General features: G+C 66.4%; 21 protein-coding genes and 1 pseudogene. 5 read left to right on the forward strand and 17 right to left on the reverse strand.

Annotation, left to right across the window (positions count from 1 at the left end; genetic code table 11):
• Positions 1 to 31: 31 nt before the first annotated feature.
• The 3 genes from C8N32_RS11290 to C8N32_RS11300 all read right to left on the reverse strand — a co-directional run bounded on the left by C8N32_RS11290 (position 32) and on the right by C8N32_RS11300 (position 1945).
• A complete protein-coding gene (locus C8N32_RS11290; RefSeq protein ID WP_107893095.1) occupies positions 32 to 469 on the reverse strand; it encodes a hypothetical protein in 438 nt (145 codons plus the stop codon).
• Positions 469 to 1407: a phage tail tube protein gene (locus C8N32_RS11295; protein WP_107893096.1), complete on the reverse strand. Its 939-nt coding sequence runs from the start codon at positions 1405 to 1407 to the stop codon at positions 469 to 471. The genes C8N32_RS11290 and C8N32_RS11295 overlap by 1 nt, the downstream gene beginning before the upstream one ends.
• 118 nt (positions 1408 to 1525) lie before the next feature.
• Positions 1526 to 1945, reverse strand: coding sequence for an acyl-CoA transferase (locus C8N32_RS11300; protein ID WP_107893097.1), 420 nt, complete (start codon positions 1943 to 1945; stop codon positions 1526 to 1528).
• 161 nt (positions 1946 to 2106) lie between these two features.
• On the opposite strand from C8N32_RS11300, the gene C8N32_RS11305 reads away from it, so the two are divergent.
• Both C8N32_RS11305 and C8N32_RS11310 read left to right on the forward strand, forming a co-directional pair.
• Positions 2107 to 2415, forward strand: coding sequence for a type II toxin -antitoxin system TacA 1-like antitoxin (locus tag C8N32_RS11305; protein WP_170106792.1), 309 nt, complete (start codon positions 2107 to 2109; stop codon positions 2413 to 2415).
• Positions 2405 to 2962, forward strand: a complete 558-nt coding sequence (locus tag C8N32_RS11310; protein WP_107893099.1) for a GNAT family N-acetyltransferase — start codon at positions 2405 to 2407, stop codon at positions 2960 to 2962. The genes C8N32_RS11305 and C8N32_RS11310 overlap by 11 nt, the downstream gene beginning before the upstream one ends.
• A 14-nt stretch (positions 2963 to 2976) precedes the next feature.
• Here the strand turns inward: C8N32_RS11310 and C8N32_RS11315 are convergent, their stop codons facing one another.
• From C8N32_RS11315 to C8N32_RS11355, 9 genes are read right to left on the reverse strand one after another with little or no spacing between them, the layout of a single operon-like run.
• Positions 2977 to 3609, reverse strand: a complete 633-nt coding sequence (locus tag C8N32_RS11315) for a DUF6441 family protein (protein WP_107893100.1) — start codon at positions 3607 to 3609, stop codon at positions 2977 to 2979.
• Complete coding sequence (locus tag C8N32_RS11320; RefSeq protein WP_107893101.1) at positions 3606 to 3917, reverse strand: head-tail joining protein; 312 nt, start codon at positions 3915 to 3917, stop codon at positions 3606 to 3608. Before C8N32_RS11320 ends, C8N32_RS11315 begins: the two co-directional genes overlap by 4 nt.
• Positions 3917 to 4255: a DUF2190 family protein gene (locus C8N32_RS11325; protein WP_107893102.1), complete on the reverse strand. Its 339-nt coding sequence runs from the start codon at positions 4253 to 4255 to the stop codon at positions 3917 to 3919. The genes C8N32_RS11320 and C8N32_RS11325 overlap by 1 nt, the downstream gene beginning before the upstream one ends.
• 15 nt (positions 4256 to 4270) lie before the next feature.
• Positions 4271 to 4846, reverse strand: coding sequence for an HNH endonuclease signature motif containing protein (locus tag C8N32_RS11330; RefSeq protein WP_107893103.1), 576 nt, complete (start codon positions 4844 to 4846; stop codon positions 4271 to 4273).
• 14 nt (positions 4847 to 4860) lie between these two features.
• A complete protein-coding gene (locus tag C8N32_RS11335; protein ID WP_107893104.1) occupies positions 4861 to 6924 on the reverse strand; it encodes a prohead protease/major capsid protein fusion protein in 2064 nt (687 codons plus the stop codon).
• 5 nt (positions 6925 to 6929) lie between these two features.
• The gene (locus C8N32_RS11340; protein ID WP_201132295.1) at positions 6930 to 8474 is read right to left on the reverse strand and encodes a phage portal protein; all 1545 of its coding nucleotides are present in this window, start codon (positions 8472 to 8474) and stop codon (positions 6930 to 6932) included.
• Entirely contained in the window at positions 8474 to 8692 is a 219-nt protein-coding gene (locus C8N32_RS11345; protein WP_207186903.1) for a phage head-tail joining protein, read from the reverse strand. The genes C8N32_RS11340 and C8N32_RS11345 overlap by 1 nt, the downstream gene beginning before the upstream one ends.
• Positions 8683 to 10677: a phage terminase large subunit family protein gene (locus C8N32_RS11350; protein ID WP_107893106.1), complete on the reverse strand. Its 1995-nt coding sequence runs from the start codon at positions 10675 to 10677 to the stop codon at positions 8683 to 8685. The genes C8N32_RS11345 and C8N32_RS11350 overlap by 10 nt, the downstream gene beginning before the upstream one ends.
• Positions 10628 to 11188: a hypothetical protein gene (locus C8N32_RS11355; protein WP_107893107.1), complete on the reverse strand. Its 561-nt coding sequence runs from the start codon at positions 11186 to 11188 to the stop codon at positions 10628 to 10630. The genes C8N32_RS11350 and C8N32_RS11355 overlap by 50 nt, the downstream gene beginning before the upstream one ends.
• 112 nt (positions 11189 to 11300) lie before the next feature.
• Here C8N32_RS11355 and C8N32_RS11360 point away from each other — a divergent pair, with 112 nt between their 5' ends.
• Positions 11301 to 11573 carry a hypothetical protein gene (locus tag C8N32_RS11360; RefSeq protein ID WP_107893108.1) on the forward strand — a complete coding sequence of 91 codons (273 nt, stop codon included), beginning with the start codon at positions 11301 to 11303 and terminating at the stop codon, positions 11571 to 11573.
• A gap of 95 nt (positions 11574 to 11668) precedes the next feature.
• Positions 11669 to 12256 carry a DUF3489 domain-containing protein gene (locus tag C8N32_RS11365; RefSeq protein WP_107893109.1) on the forward strand — a complete coding sequence of 196 codons (588 nt, stop codon included), beginning with the start codon at positions 11669 to 11671 and terminating at the stop codon, positions 12254 to 12256.
• 59 nt (positions 12257 to 12315) lie between these two features.
• Here the strand turns inward: C8N32_RS11365 and C8N32_RS11370 are convergent, their stop codons facing one another.
• From C8N32_RS11370 to C8N32_RS11385, 5 genes and pseudogenes are all read right to left on the reverse strand, one after another.
• Positions 12316 to 13086, reverse strand: coding sequence for a hypothetical protein (locus C8N32_RS11370; protein WP_242509421.1), 771 nt, complete (start codon positions 13084 to 13086; stop codon positions 12316 to 12318).
• 121 nt (positions 13087 to 13207) lie between these two features.
• Complete coding sequence (locus C8N32_RS11375; RefSeq protein WP_107893110.1) at positions 13208 to 13444, reverse strand: DUF7220 family protein; 237 nt, start codon at positions 13442 to 13444, stop codon at positions 13208 to 13210.
• A complete protein-coding gene (locus C8N32_RS15335; RefSeq protein WP_242509425.1) occupies positions 13441 to 13731 on the reverse strand; it encodes a hypothetical protein in 291 nt (96 codons plus the stop codon). Before C8N32_RS15335 ends, C8N32_RS11375 begins: the two co-directional genes overlap by 4 nt.
• A 241-nt stretch (positions 13732 to 13972) precedes the next feature.
• Positions 13973 to 14476, reverse strand: a pseudogene (locus C8N32_RS15340) (DNA cytosine methyltransferase); the annotation flags it as partial.
• A 4-nt stretch (positions 14477 to 14480) separates the two neighbouring features.
• A complete protein-coding gene (locus tag C8N32_RS11385; RefSeq protein ID WP_107893112.1) occupies positions 14481 to 15818 on the reverse strand; it encodes a site-specific DNA-methyltransferase in 1338 nt (445 codons plus the stop codon).
• 679 nt (positions 15819 to 16497) lie between these two features.
• Between C8N32_RS11385 and C8N32_RS11390 the strand changes: the two genes are divergently transcribed.
• Entirely contained in the window at positions 16498 to 18045 is a 1548-nt protein-coding gene (locus tag C8N32_RS11390; protein ID WP_107893113.1) for a reverse transcriptase domain-containing protein, read from the forward strand.
• Positions 18046 to 18052: the final 7 nt, after the last annotated feature.

Consider the following 18052-nt stretch of genomic DNA (forward strand, 5'->3'; position numbering starts at 1 on the left):
ACCTGCCAGCCCTCATGGGTCAGTGGCCGGTTCAGCCGCGCCGGGCAGTCTTTGCACGCTTGCGCGCAGGCTTGGCAGTATCGCTCGCCCCCGCCAAAGGACCATTCGGCGAGAGCGCGGAGGCGTTTTTTTCCTGCTCCAGCAGCAGGCCCTTGGAGACATAGGTCAACTGGAAGGCTTCGAAGATCGGCCAGACGTCGAGCAGCGCGTCGATGGCCTCCGGGCTTGGGTCGATGGGGTTGCCGTCGGCGTCGCCGATGCCGTCCCAGGCGAGCACGGCACGCCGCGCCAGTGATTTCGCGAAAGCGACGGCGCGCTCCTCGTCGGAGGCGTCCTCCGGTACCGCCTCGAGGGCCGGATCACTGCGCGTCGCCACCATCAGCGCGGTGGTCAGCGGGCGCAACTGCACCCGGACACCGGGAGTGAGGTCAAGCCAGCGCGGCGCGTTGGTCAGATCGAGCGTGAGCATCAATACGTCTCCACATCGTTCACGAGGGTGGCGGTGCACATCCGGCCGACGACGCTGTCGCGGGCGGCCTGCCAGTCGAAGGTGGCCTGCACCCCCTGCGGCCCGGAAATCTCGATCCGCGGGCGCGGCAGGTAGACGGCGTGCACGGTGAAGGTGAAGCTCTCGCCCGAGGGCAGGACGTAGGCGAATTCCATCTCGCACGCCTCGCCGTTGATCGCCTGCGTCACCAGCGTCTGGTCGGCGAAGCGCACCTCGATCCTACCCGTGAGCGCCGCAATGGACGGATCCGCCCCATCGATGCGCCCGTCCGAGCGGATCGTCTCGATTCGGTCGAGGTTGTTGGCATAGGTGATCTCGGCCGAGACCACGTTGCCGAGGGCCGAGCCATTGCGCGTGATCGACCCGTTGAAATGGCCGAACCGCTTCAGCTCTAGCGCAGCCGGGGTGCCGGCATTTGTGGTTGTTCCCACCGTCTCGCCCTGCGCCACCAGCCGGGCGGTCGCGGTCAGGAGCCCCGAGCGCTGCATCTGCCAGGTGATCTGGTCGAGAACGCAGCCGGAATACATCGCGTAGCGCGGGACCTCAGGCATGCCGGTCTCGATGGAGAGGCTCGGCAGCGTCCACGCACCGGACTGGAACTCGTGCGTCCAGGGGCCGGTGCCCGTGGTGGTGGGCGCGCCGAAGGCCGCATTCAGCCAGAAGCCGAAGGCCTCGGCGTCGAGCGGCACGACGACATCGCCGTCGGCCGTGACCGCGTCCTTGATCGGCGCCAGCGGGTCACGGCCGTAGCCGAGAAGCTCCGAGTTCAGCAGCGGCTGCTCTGCGCCGAGCGAGGTGCTGGCAAAGGGCATCTTGGTGAAACCGCCCACCGGCGGTGTTCCATAGGTTGTCTCGAACGCAAGCGCCATCTGCGCCCGCGCCCCCTGGGCTCGTGCCATGGTGTTCTCCTCGGGTTGTCGGGATCAGCCGAGCGGGTCGGCCGTGGAGTGAGGCGGATCAGACGACAGTCCAGTGGACTGTCGTCCCGCCGAACGCAGCACCCGCACGGCGGTGGCGTCAGCCAAGCGGGTCGTCAGTTGAATAATGCAAGACGACAGGAATGACCGCCGCCTTGAGGCTCGCTGCGCCCTCTACGGCCAAGTCCACCGGCCGCGGCGCTTCCGCTTCGACCCAGTCGCAGAGCCCGCCCAGCGTGCGGTCAGCGGCGAGCGCCGCGCCAACGCTGGCGCAGAGATTGTCGAACAGTTCATCGCGGTCATCACCCTGGACGACCGCCTCGATCTCCGCCCGGTGCTCGTAGTGGTAGGCGGGCGGCGAGAGGGTCACTTCCGGCTCCCCCGGCTCGCCATCGCGCAGGATCAGCAGGCCGTCGGCCGGGACGCGCTCGGGCAGTACGTCGCCCCGCAGGACTTTAGCGGCCAGCGCCGAGAGCCGTGCGTGCAGCGCGGCGAGGATGGTTTCGCGGGGGGTGGGCATTATGCTATTCGGGCTTTCTTGGGATGATCGAGGCGATCATCATCATGTTGATCATCGTGGTGAACATGATCTTTCCGGTGCGACCGATGCTGATCATCCCCAGGATGATCATTGACATGTACGGCGTTATACCGTACATAAATCGGCGAAGGAGACCGATTATGTTTGCGATCGAAACCACCGCACCTACGCCGGGCAAGATGGAAGCGCGCAAAGAGTTGCGCATGCACCGTGCTGATGAAGAGCGCATCAAGGCTGCAGCTGCTGCCACTGGCCTGCAGGAAGCTGACTTCATTCGTCAGGCGGCGCTCGCGCGCGCGCATGAAGTGGAACAGCGCATGTCTCTCTCCATTCTGCCCATCGACGCGTTTGAATCTTTCAAGGCCGCTGTAGAGGCACCGGGAAAGGTTGTGCCCGGTCTGGCACGTGCTGCGGAAGCGTCGAAGGGCCTCCTGAAGGATGCCGACTGAGACCGCTGACAGAACGGGGGCGGAAACGCCCGCCCTCACAATCGCCAAATTCGACAAGGCGCTGCATGACCGCAGCGCCTTCTCTTGTGGCTTTGGCCCAATAGATAACTTCCTGAAGTCGTCACTCTCGGACCAGATCAAGACCGGAATGGTCGCCGCATGGATTGCCACAGCTGGCGACGATCCTGCCGTGTTGGGCTTCTACACTCTCGGCGCGATGGCCGTCCGAGCGGATCTTGGACCCAAGAAGTGGCAGCGCGCCTGTGTGCCCGACATCCCGGTCATCTACATCCGCGCGGTTGCCGTGCGCGAAGACATGCAAGGCAAAGGGCTCGGAACCGCCCTTGTTGTCGACGCCATGCGGCGCAGTTTGCAAATAACTGAGGAGATGGGAGCCGCAGCCATCGTCCTCGATGTGCTCAAGGACGATCACTTCAAACGCCGCTGGAGCTTCTACGAAGAACTCGGCTTCCAGCCGCTCGGCGACCCTGAAAACCCCGAGCGCGTCTTCATCCCAATGGCGAATGTGCGCGCAACGCTGGGCTGAAGAGCCAATCGGCATCAAGTCCGCACCTCCACCCAGTTCGCGACGATCAACCCCGGCACGCCATCGAGGGCCCGCTCGGCATCGCGATCTAAGTCCAGGCGCTTCGGCAGCTTGACCTGCGGGACCAGCAAGAAGATTGGGGCGGTGACCTGGTTGCGGCCGGTCTTTGAGCGCGATGCCACCGCCTGACCGCGCTTATTGATGCGGGCCTTGTCGGCGACCAGCAGGCTGGGTCCTCGGCGACGATAGACGAAGCGCAGGCGCAGCCCGCGCCTCCGCTCCCATTCGCCCGGGGTGATCCGGCGACCGCGCAGGCCTCGGCCCGCGGCTTCGGTCGGGATCGCGAGGTAGAACCCATCTTTCGAGCGGATCAGCGGACCAGTGTCGTGGGCGCCGACGATGACCGGCGCTTTCGACCAGACCAGCGCGGCGGCATCGAGGCTTTCGCCTGCGCGCGGGAAGGTCTGGTTGCGAATCGAGTTGGCGAGCCGTCTCCCGAGCCCCGCGCCGGTGATCTGCATGCGCCACGAAGACTTCAACCCGGTCCCGGCCTCGCGCATGGCGGCGGTGACGGCCTTCTCGCCCGCCTTCACCTCTGCGGCCATTGCGGCGATGAGATCGGGTGTGATGTCGAGCTTGAGTTTCATGCTGGGCGCAGGTCCACAGTCCAGACCAACCGCTCGCGATCGCGAACGGGCTCGCCATGTATGAGGAAGGCGTCCCCGTCGATCTCCAAGCGGTCGCCGGGGCGCGGGTTCGCGACATCGGCCACGCGCAGGTCAATCCGAGTGGTCTCGGACCAGAGCCGGGCATCGGCGAAGTCGGTAATCGCATCCGCCTGACGGGAGACGACGTGTATTAGGACAGGCGCGCCGCCATCAGCGATGTAGACTGCTTCACGACCGATGTTCGGATCGGCAAAGAGCGTATCAACGATGGCGTCAAACGCTGTCATCAGAACGCCGCGTTCAGGCGCACCCTGCCGATGGTGTCACCGGCCCCGCCTGCCACGGCTTCGGTCGCCACGCCGATCAACGTGTTCGATGTGGCCACGCTCGTGGTGCGCTTGTTGGTGTCGTCCCAATAGACCTTGGCGCCGACGGTCCAGGCCTGCGAACCGACCTTGGTGAGGTCGAATACGCCGACGAGCGAGGTCTCGACGGGCTCGCCGAGGGCGGCGTCCCCGGATGCGATGCCGAAGATGGAGCCAACGAGCAGGCCGTCGCCGGAGGTCACGGCATAAGGCGCGGTCAGGGTGATGGTGTTGCCCGGCTGGACGTAGTTTTTGGCCATGGGAGATTTCCTTTCTCATAGGTGCCGTTTGGCTCTGAGGTGTTTTCGAATGCGGCCGGTTTTCAGCGCGGCCACATGCGCGACGCTGACGCCAAAAGCCCCGGCGACCTCTCGCCGGGAATAGCCAACGTCCAGGCAATCAAGCATGCGCAGACATTGGTGGTCGGTCATGCGGGACAGATGCGAGCGATCTCCGCACAGCATCGTGCCGTGCTCACGCTTGTGTTCGATGTTCTCGCGCTGCGAAACATAGGCGAGGTTCTGGGCGCAGTTGTTCGACTTGTCGCCATCGAGGTGAGCGACGACCAGCCCGTCTGGTCGCGGCCCCAGAAAGGCAGCCGCGACGAGAATATGCAGAGCAATCCGCTGCCGGGCACCTCTGCCGCCACGCACCAGTGTGTGGTGCAGATAGCCTTCGGGGTCACACCACGGCTGTCGAACAGTCCAGTCTTTCTGGTCCAGCCAGCGAGAGCGCGCACCGCGTGGGATCCTACCCTTGCGATGCGCGCTCCAGACCTGACCGGTGCGGTTGATGTGATATCCGGGGAACCCCGGCACCGGCACAGCGCCCTGTCGATCATCGATCGTCATGGGGGTCGCCGATCCTATGCCCCAGGATTTTTATAGAGGCCGCGCCAGTCGATGGCCTTGGCACCGAAGTCGAGGCGGCATTTGATCTCGACGCCGTCGACATCGAAACCGTTGCGGGTCTCGATGTAGGCACCCTGCTGGCCCTCGAGATAAGCGTACTCGATGGTGTCGATCTGGTTTGGGCTCGCGGCCAGGTACCACGCGGTCTCGCTGGCGGCGTCGAGGCGGGGCTCGCTGATCGGCGCGAGCGTGCGGATCGACTGCGGCACCACGCTCGCGGTCGCGGCGGGCACCAGGTTCTGGGCGACCAGCTGTTCGGCCTTCAGTTCCAGCGAGGCGGGAACGATCAGGAAGGCGGGCCGGACATTGAGCACCGTCTTCTTGTCGAGCCCGGTCTGCTTGGCCATGGCGGCGCGGGCCGTGCCGACGCTGGTCACATCGAGCGCGGCGCCGGTGCCGGCCAGGTTCTTGTGGCTGTTGTGGAAGAGCGCGTTGCCGTCGGCCATCGCCGGGTTGGCTGTGATGATGCCCCATACCACGTCGGATTCCAGCTGTGCGATGGAGTTGCCGTACATCGCCGGGATGCGCGTGAAGGCGTCGAGATCGTCGTTGATCAGCGTCTGGCGGGTGATCGCGACCACCCGGCCATAGGTCTTGACCCGGTAGCTCTCCTTGCTCTCGCCGAGCGTCCCACGCTTGAACTCCCCGCTTTCGCTCACCTCCAGCAGCTGCGGCGCTTCGCCGAGCTGGACCCGATGCATGGCCTTGAAGTCGGTGGCGAGCACCTGGCGGCAGAACAGCATGAAGGTCCGGGGATAGGCCTCGTAGGCTTGTCGCAGGGTTTTGTTGGTGACGGCCGAGAGGATCTCGGGGAAGTCCGAGGTGGAGTGTAGCGCCCGCGTGGCCACCTCGTCGCGCGACAGGCCGCGGGTGTTCACGCCCGCATTGCCGAGGCTTTCGCGGGCCAGTTCCATGAGTGTCATGCCGCGATACTGCCGGGCTGCATCCTCCAGCTGGAAGAGCGTTGGGCTGTAGCGGTGCAGCAGCGCGTTCGCGACGGCATCGCGGCGGGTGACCTGCTCATCGCGGCCGCCGAGCGGGATCGACACCTGGCTAAAGGTCCGGGTTTCTTCGGATTTGGCGGCGACCTGCTCGAGGATCAGGCGACGGGCCTCATCGACGTCCGTGCCGCGTTTCACCAGCTCCTCGGCAAAGCTGCGCTCGAGGTTCAGGCGACCCGCCAGATCGTAGATCGTGGAAACGCGGTCACGCTCGGTTTCGCGCGCGCGGGTCGCGACCGCTTCGGTGTCGGGTGCAGGAGCGACATCGGGTTTCTGCGGCTTGGGCTGCGCGCGGGTCTGGGCGGCAGCGTCTTTCGGATCAGGCGCAGCCGGTTTCGGTTCAGTCATCGTGGTGCCCTCGGTTTCAACTGGCTCGGTCGGCTTTTGCGCTTGGGTTTCGGCGTCGCTCGCCGGATCATTGGATTTGTCCGTCATCGGGATGGCTCCTGTTTGGGTGGATGGGACGTCCCGGCGATAAAGGACGCAGTCGTGAAGGGGGGATTGCGCGCGAAAGCCCGCGGCGGGGTCCGCGCCAACGGGCACGGCGGAGACCTCGAAGGGCGTCCAATCCACCGCGCGCCAAAGCTCGCGGGCGGCCTCTGGTTTCGACACCTCGAAGCGGTGAACCTGGTAGCCGATTGACACGGCACGGATGTGGCCCGCTTGGATGTCACGCCAGATCGGCTCAACATCGGCGCGTTCAGAGATGCGCACCTGCGCAACGCCGCGACCGTTTTCGATGCGGGCCGAGCCGGGAACGACCGAGCCAATAACGGCATCCAGCGTGTCGACCTCATGCACCTTCAGAAACGGCGCGCCGGCGTTCAGACGGTCGAGCCGCACATGGTCTGGCTCGAGGCTCAGTTCCTCGTCATAGGGTTCCCCGAACAGGGTCGACCGGCGGACCCGTGCACCCGCCGACCAGATCACCTCGACGGTGCGAGCGTCGATATCGGCTGAGTTCGGCGCAAGCTCCGCCATCCGGCGCAAGGCCGGGATTTCGATCATCGTGTCCATATGGGTCAGTCCTGTTGGTCGGGCTCGGCCTGTGCCGGGTCGGTTTCCGGATCGGCGGTGGGCTCGTCGTCGGCCGGTTCGTTTGTCGGGTCGCTTGTCTGCGTGCTGCCGGTCTTGGTGACACGCCGTGGATCGCTGTCGAGCACCAGACCAAGATCGTCGAGCTTGGCATTCGTGGCGGCGATCTCGGCCAGCACGGCGTCGGGGTTGCGCCCCTGTCGCGCGATCACCTCTGCAAGCGTCATGGTGCCAGAGCGGATCGACAAGAGGTTCGCCATGGCGTCCTTCTGCGGATCGACAGCCTCGAACTTCGGCGGCGACCATTCGACCGGTACGTCTGGCGTTGGGATCTGGCCTGCCGCCCATGCGGCCTCGGTGAACCAGCGCCAGACGGGCGCGCAGAACATCGGGATGAAGAGCTGCCACTGCACCGCGTCGATCATTCGGCGGAACTCCACGAGGCCGGCGCGGATCGACGAGTAGTTCACTTGGCTGAGATCGCCGGTCAGCAGCTCGTAGGGCACCCGGAAGCCGGCAGAGATCGTGTGCAGGCTTGCCCGCTTGTATTCGCCATAGCCCCCGGTGGCCGCCGGCTGGTTGAACCGGATGTCCTTGCCCCCGCGGGCATAGGCGATGAGGCCCGGCTCGAACTGCTCGACGCGGTTGCCGTCAGCGTCGACCACCGCGGGCGCGATGCCCTGCTGCGCCTCCTCGTCGCCGAAGACGATGGCGGTGACGCAGGCCTCGGTCTTCTTCCGCACGATCTCCGCCACCTCGTAGTCGTCGAGATCGCGCAAGGCACGGATGACCGGCGCGCCCCAGGGCACGCCCCGCGCCTGCGTGCGCTGCTTCTCGTAGACATGGGCGATCTCGGTCGCGGGCACCGCCCGGCTGGTGAGACCGCCGGTCAGACTGAGGCTCGCGTCGCCCGGATGCGCGCCAAAGAGCCAATAGGCCCGGCGCCGGCCGAGCGCGTCGAACTCGATGCCCTGCACCGCCTGGCCCGCGCCGAGCGCGCCGTTGCGGGTCGCGTCGAGAAAGTCGGCCTCCAGCAGCTGCAGCTGGACGGGCGGCATGATTCCGTCGCCGGGGCGGCGGGGGCGGCGGCGGACCAGCACCTCGCCGGCCTCCACCATCTCGCGGCAGGCGAGGGTCTGCAGCCCGTAGAAGTCGAGTTGCCCGTCCGCATCGCAGCCCCGCGCCCAGATCTCAAAGAGCCGGTCCACCTCGCGGTCGAGGGCGGCGTCGCCGCTCGCGGCGCGCGGCATGATGCCCGCGCCGACGATGTTGTTCACGAGCACCGAGACCGCTTTCGCGGCATGCGGGTTGTTCCGAACCAGGTCCCGCATCCGGTCCCGCAGCAGCGCCCCGGCACGGCCGATCTCGGCGTCGGCCGACGATCCCGGCGCATGCCAGCCATCGGTGCGTCGGCCGCGCGCCGCACCCTCGTAGGAGCGGGCGAGCCCTTCGAAAGCCTGCCGCGCCAGTACGCGACGCGTGGCCGTGCGCGGGGCGACGCTCGCGATGGCCCTGTCGAGCCACGAGACCATCAGCGATCCCCGCGCGAGAAGCCGGCGAAGCCCGCGATGGGCCGCGCCGTGGTCCCGGCGATCTGGCGCTCGATGGTGCGGATGCGCCCGAGCAGATCCTCGGCCGAGCCGTAGTCCACGGTCTTGCCGTCATAGCTGACGCGCGTCGTGCCGCTCGCATAGGCGCGCCTGAGCGCCGCGAGCTCCGCTTCCGTCCAGTCCGCCATGTTCAGAACCATCCTTCCCGCCGCCCGAGCCAGTCGGAGCGGCGCTTGCCTTGCGGGCCCGCTTCGGGCCGCCCGATCAGACCGGCCGGACTGTCCATCCCGCTCGGCACGCCCAGCTGCGCTTCCAGATCGGCCCATGTCGCCTCGGGCCAGCGATCCGCGCCCGCGATCCAGGCGGCGGCGCGGGCATAGACCCGGCAGTCCAGCGCCTCGTTGCGCTCGCGGAGCTTCTGCCATTCGAGCTTGGCGAAGCCGCGGCGGTTGCGCACCGTCACCAGCTGCTCGGCCGTCAGCTGCCGGATCCACTCGGTGTCCGCCCAGCCGGGCAGATGCACCGTGCCAGGCGGGAACGCAGCGCCTTCCTCCAGCTCTTCCGCGGTCGGCCGGGCCAGCCGCAGAAAGCGATAGGTCTCGGCCTTGAAGGTCGAGGTGGCCACGGTCCAGAGCCGCGCGCCCCGGCGCAGGCGTTTGCCGCCCGCGGTCGCGTCGACAAAGGTCGGCCCCGACACCGGGCTCGAACGGTTGAAGCCCTCGAGTCCCTTCACCGGCGCCACCTGCGCGAAGCCGACCGAACGTGCCCAGCCATAGACCGCGGCCGTCTCGTAGCCCGAGTCGATGGCGAGCCTTGCAAGGCCCAACTCCGCGCCGCCGGCATGTCGCCAGCCGCGGCCGAGCAGATCGGTCAGCGCCTCCCACGCCTCGGGGCGCGCCGGGCCGCCCTCGATCACGACGTGATCGACCAGCCAGCTTTCCAGCCCACGGCCCCAGGCCCAGACATCGACCTCGATCCGGTCCTTCTGCACGTCCGCGCCGGCGGTCAGGAACAGCCCACCCGCGGGAACGGTCCCCGCCGGCCAGTCCTCGCGCCGCTCGGCGATCCGCTGCCAGTCCGGCGCATCGCCGGTCTCGGTCCAGGTCTCGCCGAGAACGGTATTGCGGAACACCCGCTCGGCCTCGTCCGACCCCGCCGCCGTCTCCTTGTCGCGCGCGATGTCGGCCCAGCTCTTCCACCCCGGCGGCGAATAGAGCGCCGAGAGATGAAACCCCACCGCCCGCGCGTCGCGAGGCTCTGCGGTCGCCCGCCATTCGCCCGCGGCCAGCATCGCCGGCTTGTGGTGTTCCTCGATCTGCTCCTCGCAGGAATCGCAGTGGTACGCCACCGTCTCCGGTTTGCCCTTCTCCCAGCGCAGCCGCTCGAACCGCAGCCACTGGATCGTGTCGCAATGCGGGCACGGCACGAAGAAGCGCCGCTGGTCGCTCGCCTCGTATTCCCGCTCGATCCGGCTGACGCCGCGGATCGTCGGCGTCGAGACCAGGAACACCTTCCGCCGGTGCGCGAAGGTCAGCGAGCGCGCCTCAGCGAGCCCGACCGGGTCGCCTTCCTCGTCTGCCGAGGCCGGATAGGCGTCGACCTCGTCGAGGAAGACGTAGCGCGCGGGCATCGAGCGCAGGCCCACGGCCGAGTTGGCGCCGGTCATCACCAGGACGCCGCCGGGAAAATCCTTCGACAGCTGCGTATTGCCGCTGTCGCGCGCCCGCGCCGGGCGGACACGCTCTTTCAGCGCCGGGCTCTCCTCGATCAGCGGGTCGATCCGCTGGCGCGAGTTTCGCTTGGCCAGTTCCACCGTCGGCTGGACGGCGAGCATCGGCCCCGGCGCGTGGTGGATCACGAAGCCGATCCAGTTGTTGCCCGCCTCGGTCGCGCCGACCTGCGCGGCCTTCATGAACACCACCCGCTGCGTCGGATCGCCGGGCGAGAGCGCGTCCATGATCGCGCGCATGTAGGGCGTGCGCTCGGTGCGGTACCGGCCGGGCTCGGCGCTCGCGCGCGAGCTCAGCCAGCGGTGCGTGTCAGACCATTCCGAGACGGTCAGCCAGGGATCGGGCGTGAGGCCGCGGCCCCAAGCCCGGAGCAGCGCCTCCGCCCCATCGAAGGCCGCGATATCCTCAGAGGGCAATCCGGGGCTGGGCGAGTTCCTCGAGATGGGCGCGGACATGGGCCTCCAGAACCTTCTGCATGGCCGCCGTCTCCGTTTCCAACTCCGCCGCCATCAGCGCAGCCACCCGCGCCGGCCAGTTGACCCACGCGTCGCGTTCCTCGCGCGCGAGCCGGAAGACCAGCGCCGTGGCGCGGTCGCGGTCGACCAGTTCGCCCTTCAGCTTCGCGAGCCGGATGCGCCGCTCCTGCGCCTTCAGCACCTCGTGCGCCGTCTTCGCCTGCAGGAAGGTCGTGCCGCCGCCGGTGACCGGCGCGGCCATGCCCTGTTCCCGCAGCGTGTCGCCGACGGCCGAGACAGCCGCCTCGGGCACGGGCTTGAGCTTCGGCTCCTTCGGCGCCTTCCTGGTCTTCGACGGATCGGTCGCTTCCGCGCGCAGCCGGTCCGAGGCCGCGGCGTCGATGCTACCATCCTCGTTCATGACCAGTCGGCCGGCGGCCTTCGCCTTCTGGATCGCGCCGCGCGACAGCCCGACATGGGCAGCGTACTGGCGCTCGCTCATGCCCTGCATCGCCAGCCCCGATTATCATTCAAAGTCAGGTGCTTATCGAGTTGATAAGCCTCCGCGACAGAGCGAACGTCCCTCCCACAAGGACGATGCAACTCACCACGGAGCCACAACGATGACGACTCGCCTGAACCCGATCACCACCCCGCGCCACGAACTCCGCGCCGAGAAGGCCCGGCGCAACAAGGAAGCCGCGCTGAGCGCCTTCATCGGTAAGAAGGCCGAGATCGACGCGATGCTCGCCCGCCTGCAGGCGCTCAGCGACGACCATTTCAACTGCCATCCCGACGACGTGGACTGGGGCCATGTCGGCACCCTCGAACACTACGCGAGCCTCCTGAAGCGCATCACCGACAGCGCCTTCGGCGAGGGCGAACACGCCCGCTGATCTCCGGCACTGCCGGAACTCCCGCCGCGCGCACTGCGCGGCTCGGGGTCGTAGAAGGCGCCGCATGTCGCGGGCCCGAATATGGAGACGACCCCATGACCAAGCTTTCCGACACCCAGACGATCATCCTGTCACGCGCTGCCCAGAACGAGGACCGCAACGTTCTGCCGCTCCCCGGCTCGCTCCGCGGCGGCGCCGCCACCAAGGTGGTCGGCGCGCTGCTCTCCCGAGGACTGATCGCCGAGACCATCACCGACAGCCGGGCCAAGGCCGACGCCGCGCTCAACCGCGTCTGGCGCAACGATGAGGACGGGCGGGCCATCCTCCTGCACATCACGGACGCGGGCCTCGCCGCCATCGGGGTCGAGCCGGAGAGCGGCGACAGCGCGCCCACGGGCGCCGACGAGGCGCCGAGTGCAGAGCCCCCGCTAGACACCCCCGCCGGGGACGACCGCGCGCCCAAGGCGCGCACGCCGCGCACGGGCACGAAGCAGGCGAAGCTGATCGAAATGCTCCGCGCCGACGGCGGCGCGACCATCGACGAGATCGTGGCCGCAACGGGCTGGCAGCCGCACACGGTCCGAGGCGCCTTCGCCGGCGCGCTCAAGAAGAAGCTCGGACTCGAAGTCACCTCGGAGAAGGTCGAGGGCCGCGGTCGGGTCTACAGCCTGCCCAGCGACTAGAGCCGCAGAACACCACGGCCCGATGCCGCCGTCCCGCTTGGGGCGGCGGCTTCCTTCTCTCAGAGCGAGATGTTCCAGTAATCGAACACCTTGCGGACCTCTTCCCGCGGATAGTGCGGACCAGCGGATGCCAGATCCTTACGAATTGCGGCCTTCCTGCGGTCTGCCGCCGCCTTGACCCGAGGCGAGAACTTGGCCGTGCCCAGCGGGAGCGTCGTCCGACCCGGTTTGGGCCAGCTCTCCGGATAGGCGTCCCAATTCGCCCAGTCGGCAACCTGACCCGCGATGTCCGCTACGTCGTCGTGGTCGCAGGACCAGCCGTAGAGGTGCAGCGCACAGACGCGAAGCATCATCTTTACGTCGGTCATGACGTCCGTGAACGCCTTCAAGGGCGTCGGCAGCAGAACCATGTTCGCGACGCAGGAGAAGAAGCGTCGGTCCTGAACCACTGCGTTGCTGACCTGGTAGAAGGCGTCGTCGATGCCCCAGATATGGCAGCACGACCAGTTTGGCCGTTCTCCGGCCCGAAGGCCGAGGGCAAGCGTCAGCGCCTTGTTCGCATGCACGTTTCCTTCGGACTTGTGGATAGTGACACCGGTCTGGCGGTTTCGGTTCATCTGCGGCTCGGACCAGTTGGCTTTGTAGAACAGCGCACGTCGCGCATGCTCCGGGTACCAGACTGGAAGATACCTGAACGTCTTCAGGTCGACCCATTGCGCGGTGCGCTCGATCAGACCCATCACGTCCGACAAGCTCAGTTCCCGCCGCAGGGCCTCAAGGCCATCCGGCAAGGTGTCGGTATTCGGCGTCTGGTCGTCTGTATCCTTCAAGATCTCGATCCCGTCGATTGGCCTGGACGGGAAACTGTTCCTCATGCCCATCCTACACTTCGAGAAACCATAGGATATGAACGGGATAGCGACAACTTCGAAACTGACCGTCGGCTCCCCGCTAGGTGGCTCGGTCGTTCCTCGACGCGACCCGGATCGCTTCGAACAGTCGTCGCAGAAGATAGGATCTCGCAATGCTCACCACCGTGAACACCGCGCCCATCTTCAGGTTCTGCGCCAGCGTCGTGTGCAGCCCGAAGACAGGGAAGATCAGGATCTGCGTCACCACCGCAACGCCATAGCCGACCGCCACGTTGGCGGCGGCCTCGACCAGCGACATGCCCCGGCTCTGCTTCATGCCACGTCCTCATCCATCGGCCAACAGTTGAGCAGCGAGAGTTCGGAGCGCATGCGCTGCGACCAGCGGGACCACGCCGTTGCCACAGAGCCGAAGCCGGTCCACCCGGTGGGCCAGCCCATCAGCGCCTCGACGAAGGCTGGGTTCAAGGTCCGGGGCGTGTCGCAGGAATTCTCGCCAGCCATCGGCGTCACCAGGACCTGGCGGCCAAGCAGCCCGTTCACCGGCGTGTTCGCGAGGCTCGTCGCGCCATCCTTGTGATCCCGCGCCGTCGGCGTCATCCACATCCGCGTCGCGTCGCAGAGCGTGGACCCGTCGTTGCGCGGGCGCGCCGTCGCGCTGCGATGGCTCGTCCGGTTCCGCGTCCCCTTGCTGTCGCCGGCCAGCGGCGTCGGCCAGAGACGCATCATCTCCGTCCGGTTCCCGCCACTCGAGCGCGTCCCCGAGCAGGCGCGAGGGGTCGGCCAGGTGGTCGCGCTCGCGGTGGGCGAGGATGAAGAGCCGCTCGCGCTTGTGGGGCGCGCCGACTTCCGCCGCCGTAAAGAGGCCTGCCGCAAGCTTGTAGCCCATGCCGACCAGTCCGCCGGCGACTTCGGGGAAGCCGAGGCGGAGATGATGGGCGACATTCTCGAGGAACACGAAGGGCGGATCGATCTCGCCGACGATCCGGGCGACATGGGGCCAGAGGTGGCGCGGGTCGTCCGCGCCCCGGCGCTTGCCAGCGACGGAGAACGGCTGGCACGGATAGCCCGCAGTGACGATATCCACCGCGCCGCGCCAAGGGCGGCCGTCGAAGGTGGCAACGTCGTCCCAGACAGGCGCCGGATCCAGGGCCGCGTCTTCCATCCGCGCCACGAGGATGGCCGCGGCGTAGGCGTCCCGCTCGACATGACCCACAGTGCGATATCCGGGGAGCGCGAGGTGCAGCCCGAGGTCGAGGCCACCGGCGCCGGAGCAGAGCGAGAGGCCGAAGAGGCACGCGTCGTCGTCCCCGGCAGGCAGGCCGGAGGAAAATAGAGCCACGCCATCCACGTCGTCAGGCCGCGTGGGCCCCCTCGGCCGCCGCCGGGGGCTCGCCCAGCCGCTCGGCCTTCACCTCGGCGAAGGTCCGGCCATCGCCGTCCAAGATCGCCTCGCGGCCGGTCCCGGCCTGCCAGCGCTCGACGGCGACATCGACATAGGCTGGGCTGATCTCCATCGCGAAGACGCGCCGGCCATTGGCCTCACCCGCCATGATCTGCGAGCCCGATCCCGAGAACGGCTCGTAGCAGAGGCCGCCGCGCGCCACGTGCTGGCGCATCGGGATGCCGAATGCATCGAGCGGTTTCGGCGTCGGGTGGTCCGGGCGCTCGTCCTTGGCGAAGCTGGGCATCACCCAGGTCGAGGGCAGCGTCTGCTCGGCGACTTTCGGCGGCCGGTTCGGGCGACGCCAGCCCATGAAGCAAGGTTCGTGCTTCCACAGGTAATGCGACCGGGTGAGGACACCCCGGTCCTTCACCCAGATGATCTGTTGATGGACGAAGGCGCCCGCCTTCTCCCAGCAAGCCTCCAGCATCGCCTGGCGGCGCGAGGCGTGCCAGCTGTACCAGGCGGCATCCTCGGCGATGGCTTCCGCCACGGCCGCCGAGATGAAGCCGTCGTAGAGCTCCGCGCCCTGCGAACTGTCGTCCCAGGTGACGCCGTAGGACTGGCTCCAGTCCTTGTTCCGGGTCGGATGGTTCGAACCGTCGTAGTCGACGAGGTATGGCGGGTCGGTCGCGAAGAGCACCGCCCGCTCGCCGTTCATCAGGCGACGTACGTCGTCATGCGAGGTCGAGTCCCCGCAGAGGAGGCGGTGGTCGCCGAGGATCCACAGATCGCCGGTGCGCGACGCCGGGTTGCGCGGCGGTTCGGGGATGGTCACCGGCGGCACGGAGCCCCCGGCGCCACCTTCTTCTTCACCGCCCCCGTCCGGATCGAAGGCCAGCAGCTTGTCCAGCTCGCCGTCCGAGAACCCGACCAGCGACAGGTCGTAGTCGTCCGCGAGCAGGTCCTGCAGCTCGGCCGAGAGCAGCGCCTCGTCCCAGCTGCCGAGTTCCGTGAGCTTGTTATCCGCGATCCGGTAGGCGCGGCGCTGCGCCTCGGTCAGATGGCCCAGCACGATCACCGGCGCCTCGGTCAGCCCGAGCTGCGTCGCAGCCAGGACGCGCCCGTGGCCCGCGATCAGCTCGCCGTCCTCGCCGACAAGGCAGGGCACGGTCCAGCCGAACTCAGCCATGCTGGCGGCGATCTTCGCCACCTGGTCCGCGCCATGCACCTTCGCGTTCTTCGCGTAGGGCTGGAGCTTGGCCAGCGGCCAGGTCTCGATCCGCTCGGGGGCGAAGCTCAGCGTCATGGGCGGGTGGTTTCCGTCGATGAGGTGGATGCCGGCCGGAGTCCGGACTCCGGATGCCGCGCTGGACTCCAGGCGGGGTCCAGCGACGTCCGGGGCATCCGGCCCAGAGGCCAGCGTTCATTGGGTTTTGCGCGGGGTTCGGGTGGATCCGGGGTCCGGGTGGCTTCCCAAAAATTCGACCCTGTCGCTGGCGAATTATCGCGCCAAGCCCGCCAGCATACATAGTCGCCAGGAAGGAACCATTGAATTCAATGGGTTGGCGGTATGGACCCCGACTGGACCCCGGAAGCCAGCCCCGGTGGCCACCTCGAGATCAGCGTCGGTTCGCCCGAGCGCACGACCCCGAGTATATCGTCATGGATACCTTCAGAAGTGCGATCCGTCTCGCCGTCCGGTGTCTCGCAAGAATTTGTCTCACAGAGCCATACGGCCTTGACAGGTCTGTCAAAAATCGCACCGCGCAATCCTCTCGACGTTGACGCTGCTTCGATCGGCAGTTAACCCTTGCTGTACTGGCGTAGTAGCCGAGGCGGCGAGGGCAAAGTACCGGGCGACCGTGTCGCTGATGGCGTGCAAATTTCCTGTCCAAGACAGCAGAGATGAGCGCGACGATGGGATCGATCTTCTTGTCGGACTCCCTGACTCTCCGCCCTCGCCGCCGACCTAGCCGGGAAGATTGATGCAGAACGCGATTAAGGCTGAAATCAAAAGGCTTGCGAAGCGAGCGTTTGAAAAGGAAGAGAAGTCGAAGAAACTCGAAGCGCAGTATCAGCAGCGCTTCACGAAACGTACCGGGCTCCCAGCAGGTCCTTCCTCGAGGAAACCGAAGGCTCCAATTTCAAAGCATTTCGACCCGAAGTACTGCTCGAGGAACGCGAACTTCCTTGCCAAGACCATTTGGCACAAGGTGCTGAACAACTGTTACGAACCCATTCCGGCCGTCTGCTACCAGATCCCGAAACCTGACGGCTCCAAGCGTGAGGTGATGGCTTTCGCGATCCCCGACGCCGCGTTGGCCAACGTGGTGCTCCGGCGAGCGCGTGACAGAAATCTGAAACGACTGTCTCCTGCGTCCTTCGCTTATCACCCTGACAAGAACGTTTTCGATGCCATTCTCGCGCTCCGTGAGTTCGACCACCGCGGGAAGCTCTTTGCCGTCCAGATCGATTTCGAGAAGTACTTCGACAATATTCCCGCAGGCTATCTCAAGGGAAAGGTTGCGGATTCGGGGCAAGTTAGCCTTACGCCGCACGAGCGGCATATCTTCGAGCGTTTCATGCACCACCAGTTTGCGGACCATGCTCAATATGGAACGGGTAAATTTCAACGAAGACACAAGGGTACTCCGCAGGGATCATCCGTGTCGCTGCTCTTGGCGAACCTCGCCAACCACGACCTCGATGTCGAACTGACCGCAGCGGCCGGACGGTTTGTGCGATTTGCGGACGACGTCGTGGCACTCTGTTCCGACTATTCGCAGGCCCAATTGATCGAGAAGTGCTTCTTCGACCATTGCAGGATCAGCGGTCTCAAGGTGAACTCCGAGAAGTCGCCTGGTATTGCCGTGATTTCGGAAAGAGCGCAGGAGGTTAGGACACTCCCACACTTCGACTACCTTGGCTATCGGTTCGCGCCCGCTGGACTGACCGTTCCCGAGAAGACCATCAAACGGCTCAAGACGCGTGTTTCGCGATTGGCGAACATCTATCTCATCCAGTATCTGGCTGCGGGTTTTGACAAGAGTAGGTGCAGCACCAGTGCCCCGGTTTATGACTGGGATCTGCTCGGCCTGATCTATGAATTACGGCGCTCGCTCTACGGCGGACTGGCGGAAGCAGAGATTGAGGCCTTCATCCACCAGGGGAAGCGTCTTCCGAAGATGAAAGGATTGATGGGTTTCTATTGCCTGCTCGACGACCCCGCCCCGCTGAAGCAAATGGATGGCTGGATACTGAGCATGGTTCGTCGCGCCACGCGAACCCGCAACCACATCCTGTCTTCGAAGTACGGTTTGAACTGCCCAACACCTTCAAATCGGCAGCTCGCAACCGGCGAATGGTTGGATCCCGCTGCGTGGAGGGGTGACCCAAAGCCAGAAGCGAGAATGCCCAGCCTCGTTCGCGGCTGGCGCGCCGCCCGAAAGCACTTCTACACTTTCGGCCTCGAGAATGTGGAAGCTCCAAAATACGGTTTCTACTCCGATCTCGACGATATCTTCGACTACTAGAACGGCG

Source organism: Rhodovulum imhoffii (assembly GCF_003046545.1).
GTDB classification, from domain to species: Bacteria; Pseudomonadota; Alphaproteobacteria; order Rhodobacterales; family Rhodobacteraceae; genus Rhodovulum; species Rhodovulum imhoffii.

Bases quoted from the DNA above. Each gene is read 5' to 3' on its own strand.
- C8N32_RS11290 (WP_107893095.1), bottom strand. From the start codon at position 469: ATGCTCACGCTCGATCTGACCAACGCGCCGCGCTGGCTTGACCTCACT.
- C8N32_RS11295 (WP_107893096.1), bottom strand. From the start codon at position 1,407: ATGGCACGAGCCCAGGGGGCGCGGGCGCAGATGGCGCTTGCGTTCGAG.
- C8N32_RS11300 (WP_107893097.1), bottom strand. From the start codon at position 1,945: ATGCCCACCCCCCGCGAAACCATCCTCGCCGCGCTGCACGCACGGCTC.
- C8N32_RS11305 (WP_170106792.1), top strand. From the start codon at position 2,107: ATGTTTGCGATCGAAACCACCGCACCTACGCCGGGCAAGATGGAAGCG.
- C8N32_RS11310 (WP_107893099.1), top strand. From the start codon at position 2,405: ATGCCGACTGAGACCGCTGACAGAACGGGGGCGGAAACGCCCGCCCTC.
- C8N32_RS11315 (WP_107893100.1), bottom strand. From the start codon at position 3,609: ATGAAACTCAAGCTCGACATCACACCCGATCTCATCGCCGCAATGGCC.
- C8N32_RS11320 (WP_107893101.1), bottom strand. From the start codon at position 3,917: ATGACAGCGTTTGACGCCATCGTTGATACGCTCTTTGCCGATCCGAAC.
- C8N32_RS11325 (WP_107893102.1), bottom strand. From the start codon at position 4,255: ATGGCCAAAAACTACGTCCAGCCGGGCAACACCATCACCCTGACCGCG.
- C8N32_RS11330 (WP_107893103.1), bottom strand. From the start codon at position 4,846: ATGACGATCGATGATCGACAGGGCGCTGTGCCGGTGCCGGGGTTCCCC.
- C8N32_RS11335 (WP_107893104.1), bottom strand. From the start codon at position 6,924: ATGGACACGATGATCGAAATCCCGGCCTTGCGCCGGATGGCGGAGCTT.
- C8N32_RS11340 (WP_201132295.1), bottom strand. From the start codon at position 8,474: ATGGTCTCGTGGCTCGACAGGGCCATCGCGAGCGTCGCCCCGCGCACG.
- C8N32_RS11345 (WP_207186903.1), bottom strand. From the start codon at position 8,692: ATGGTTCTGAACATGGCGGACTGGACGGAAGCGGAGCTCGCGGCGCTC.
- C8N32_RS11350 (WP_107893106.1), bottom strand. From the start codon at position 10,677: ATGTCCGCGCCCATCTCGAGGAACTCGCCCAGCCCCGGATTGCCCTCT.
- C8N32_RS11355 (WP_107893107.1), bottom strand. From the start codon at position 11,188: ATGCAGGGCATGAGCGAGCGCCAGTACGCTGCCCATGTCGGGCTGTCG.
- C8N32_RS11360 (WP_107893108.1), top strand. From the start codon at position 11,301: ATGACGACTCGCCTGAACCCGATCACCACCCCGCGCCACGAACTCCGC.
- C8N32_RS11365 (WP_107893109.1), top strand. From the start codon at position 11,669: ATGACCAAGCTTTCCGACACCCAGACGATCATCCTGTCACGCGCTGCC.
- C8N32_RS11375 (WP_107893110.1), bottom strand. From the start codon at position 13,444: ATGAAGCAGAGCCGGGGCATGTCGCTGGTCGAGGCCGCCGCCAACGTG.
- C8N32_RS15335 (WP_242509425.1), bottom strand. From the start codon at position 13,731: ATGTGGATGACGCCGACGGCGCGGGATCACAAGGATGGCGCGACGAGC.
- C8N32_RS11385 (WP_107893112.1), bottom strand. From the start codon at position 15,818: ATGACGCTGAGCTTCGCCCCCGAGCGGATCGAGACCTGGCCGCTGGCC.
- C8N32_RS11390 (WP_107893113.1), top strand. From the start codon at position 16,498: ATGCAGAACGCGATTAAGGCTGAAATCAAAAGGCTTGCGAAGCGAGCG.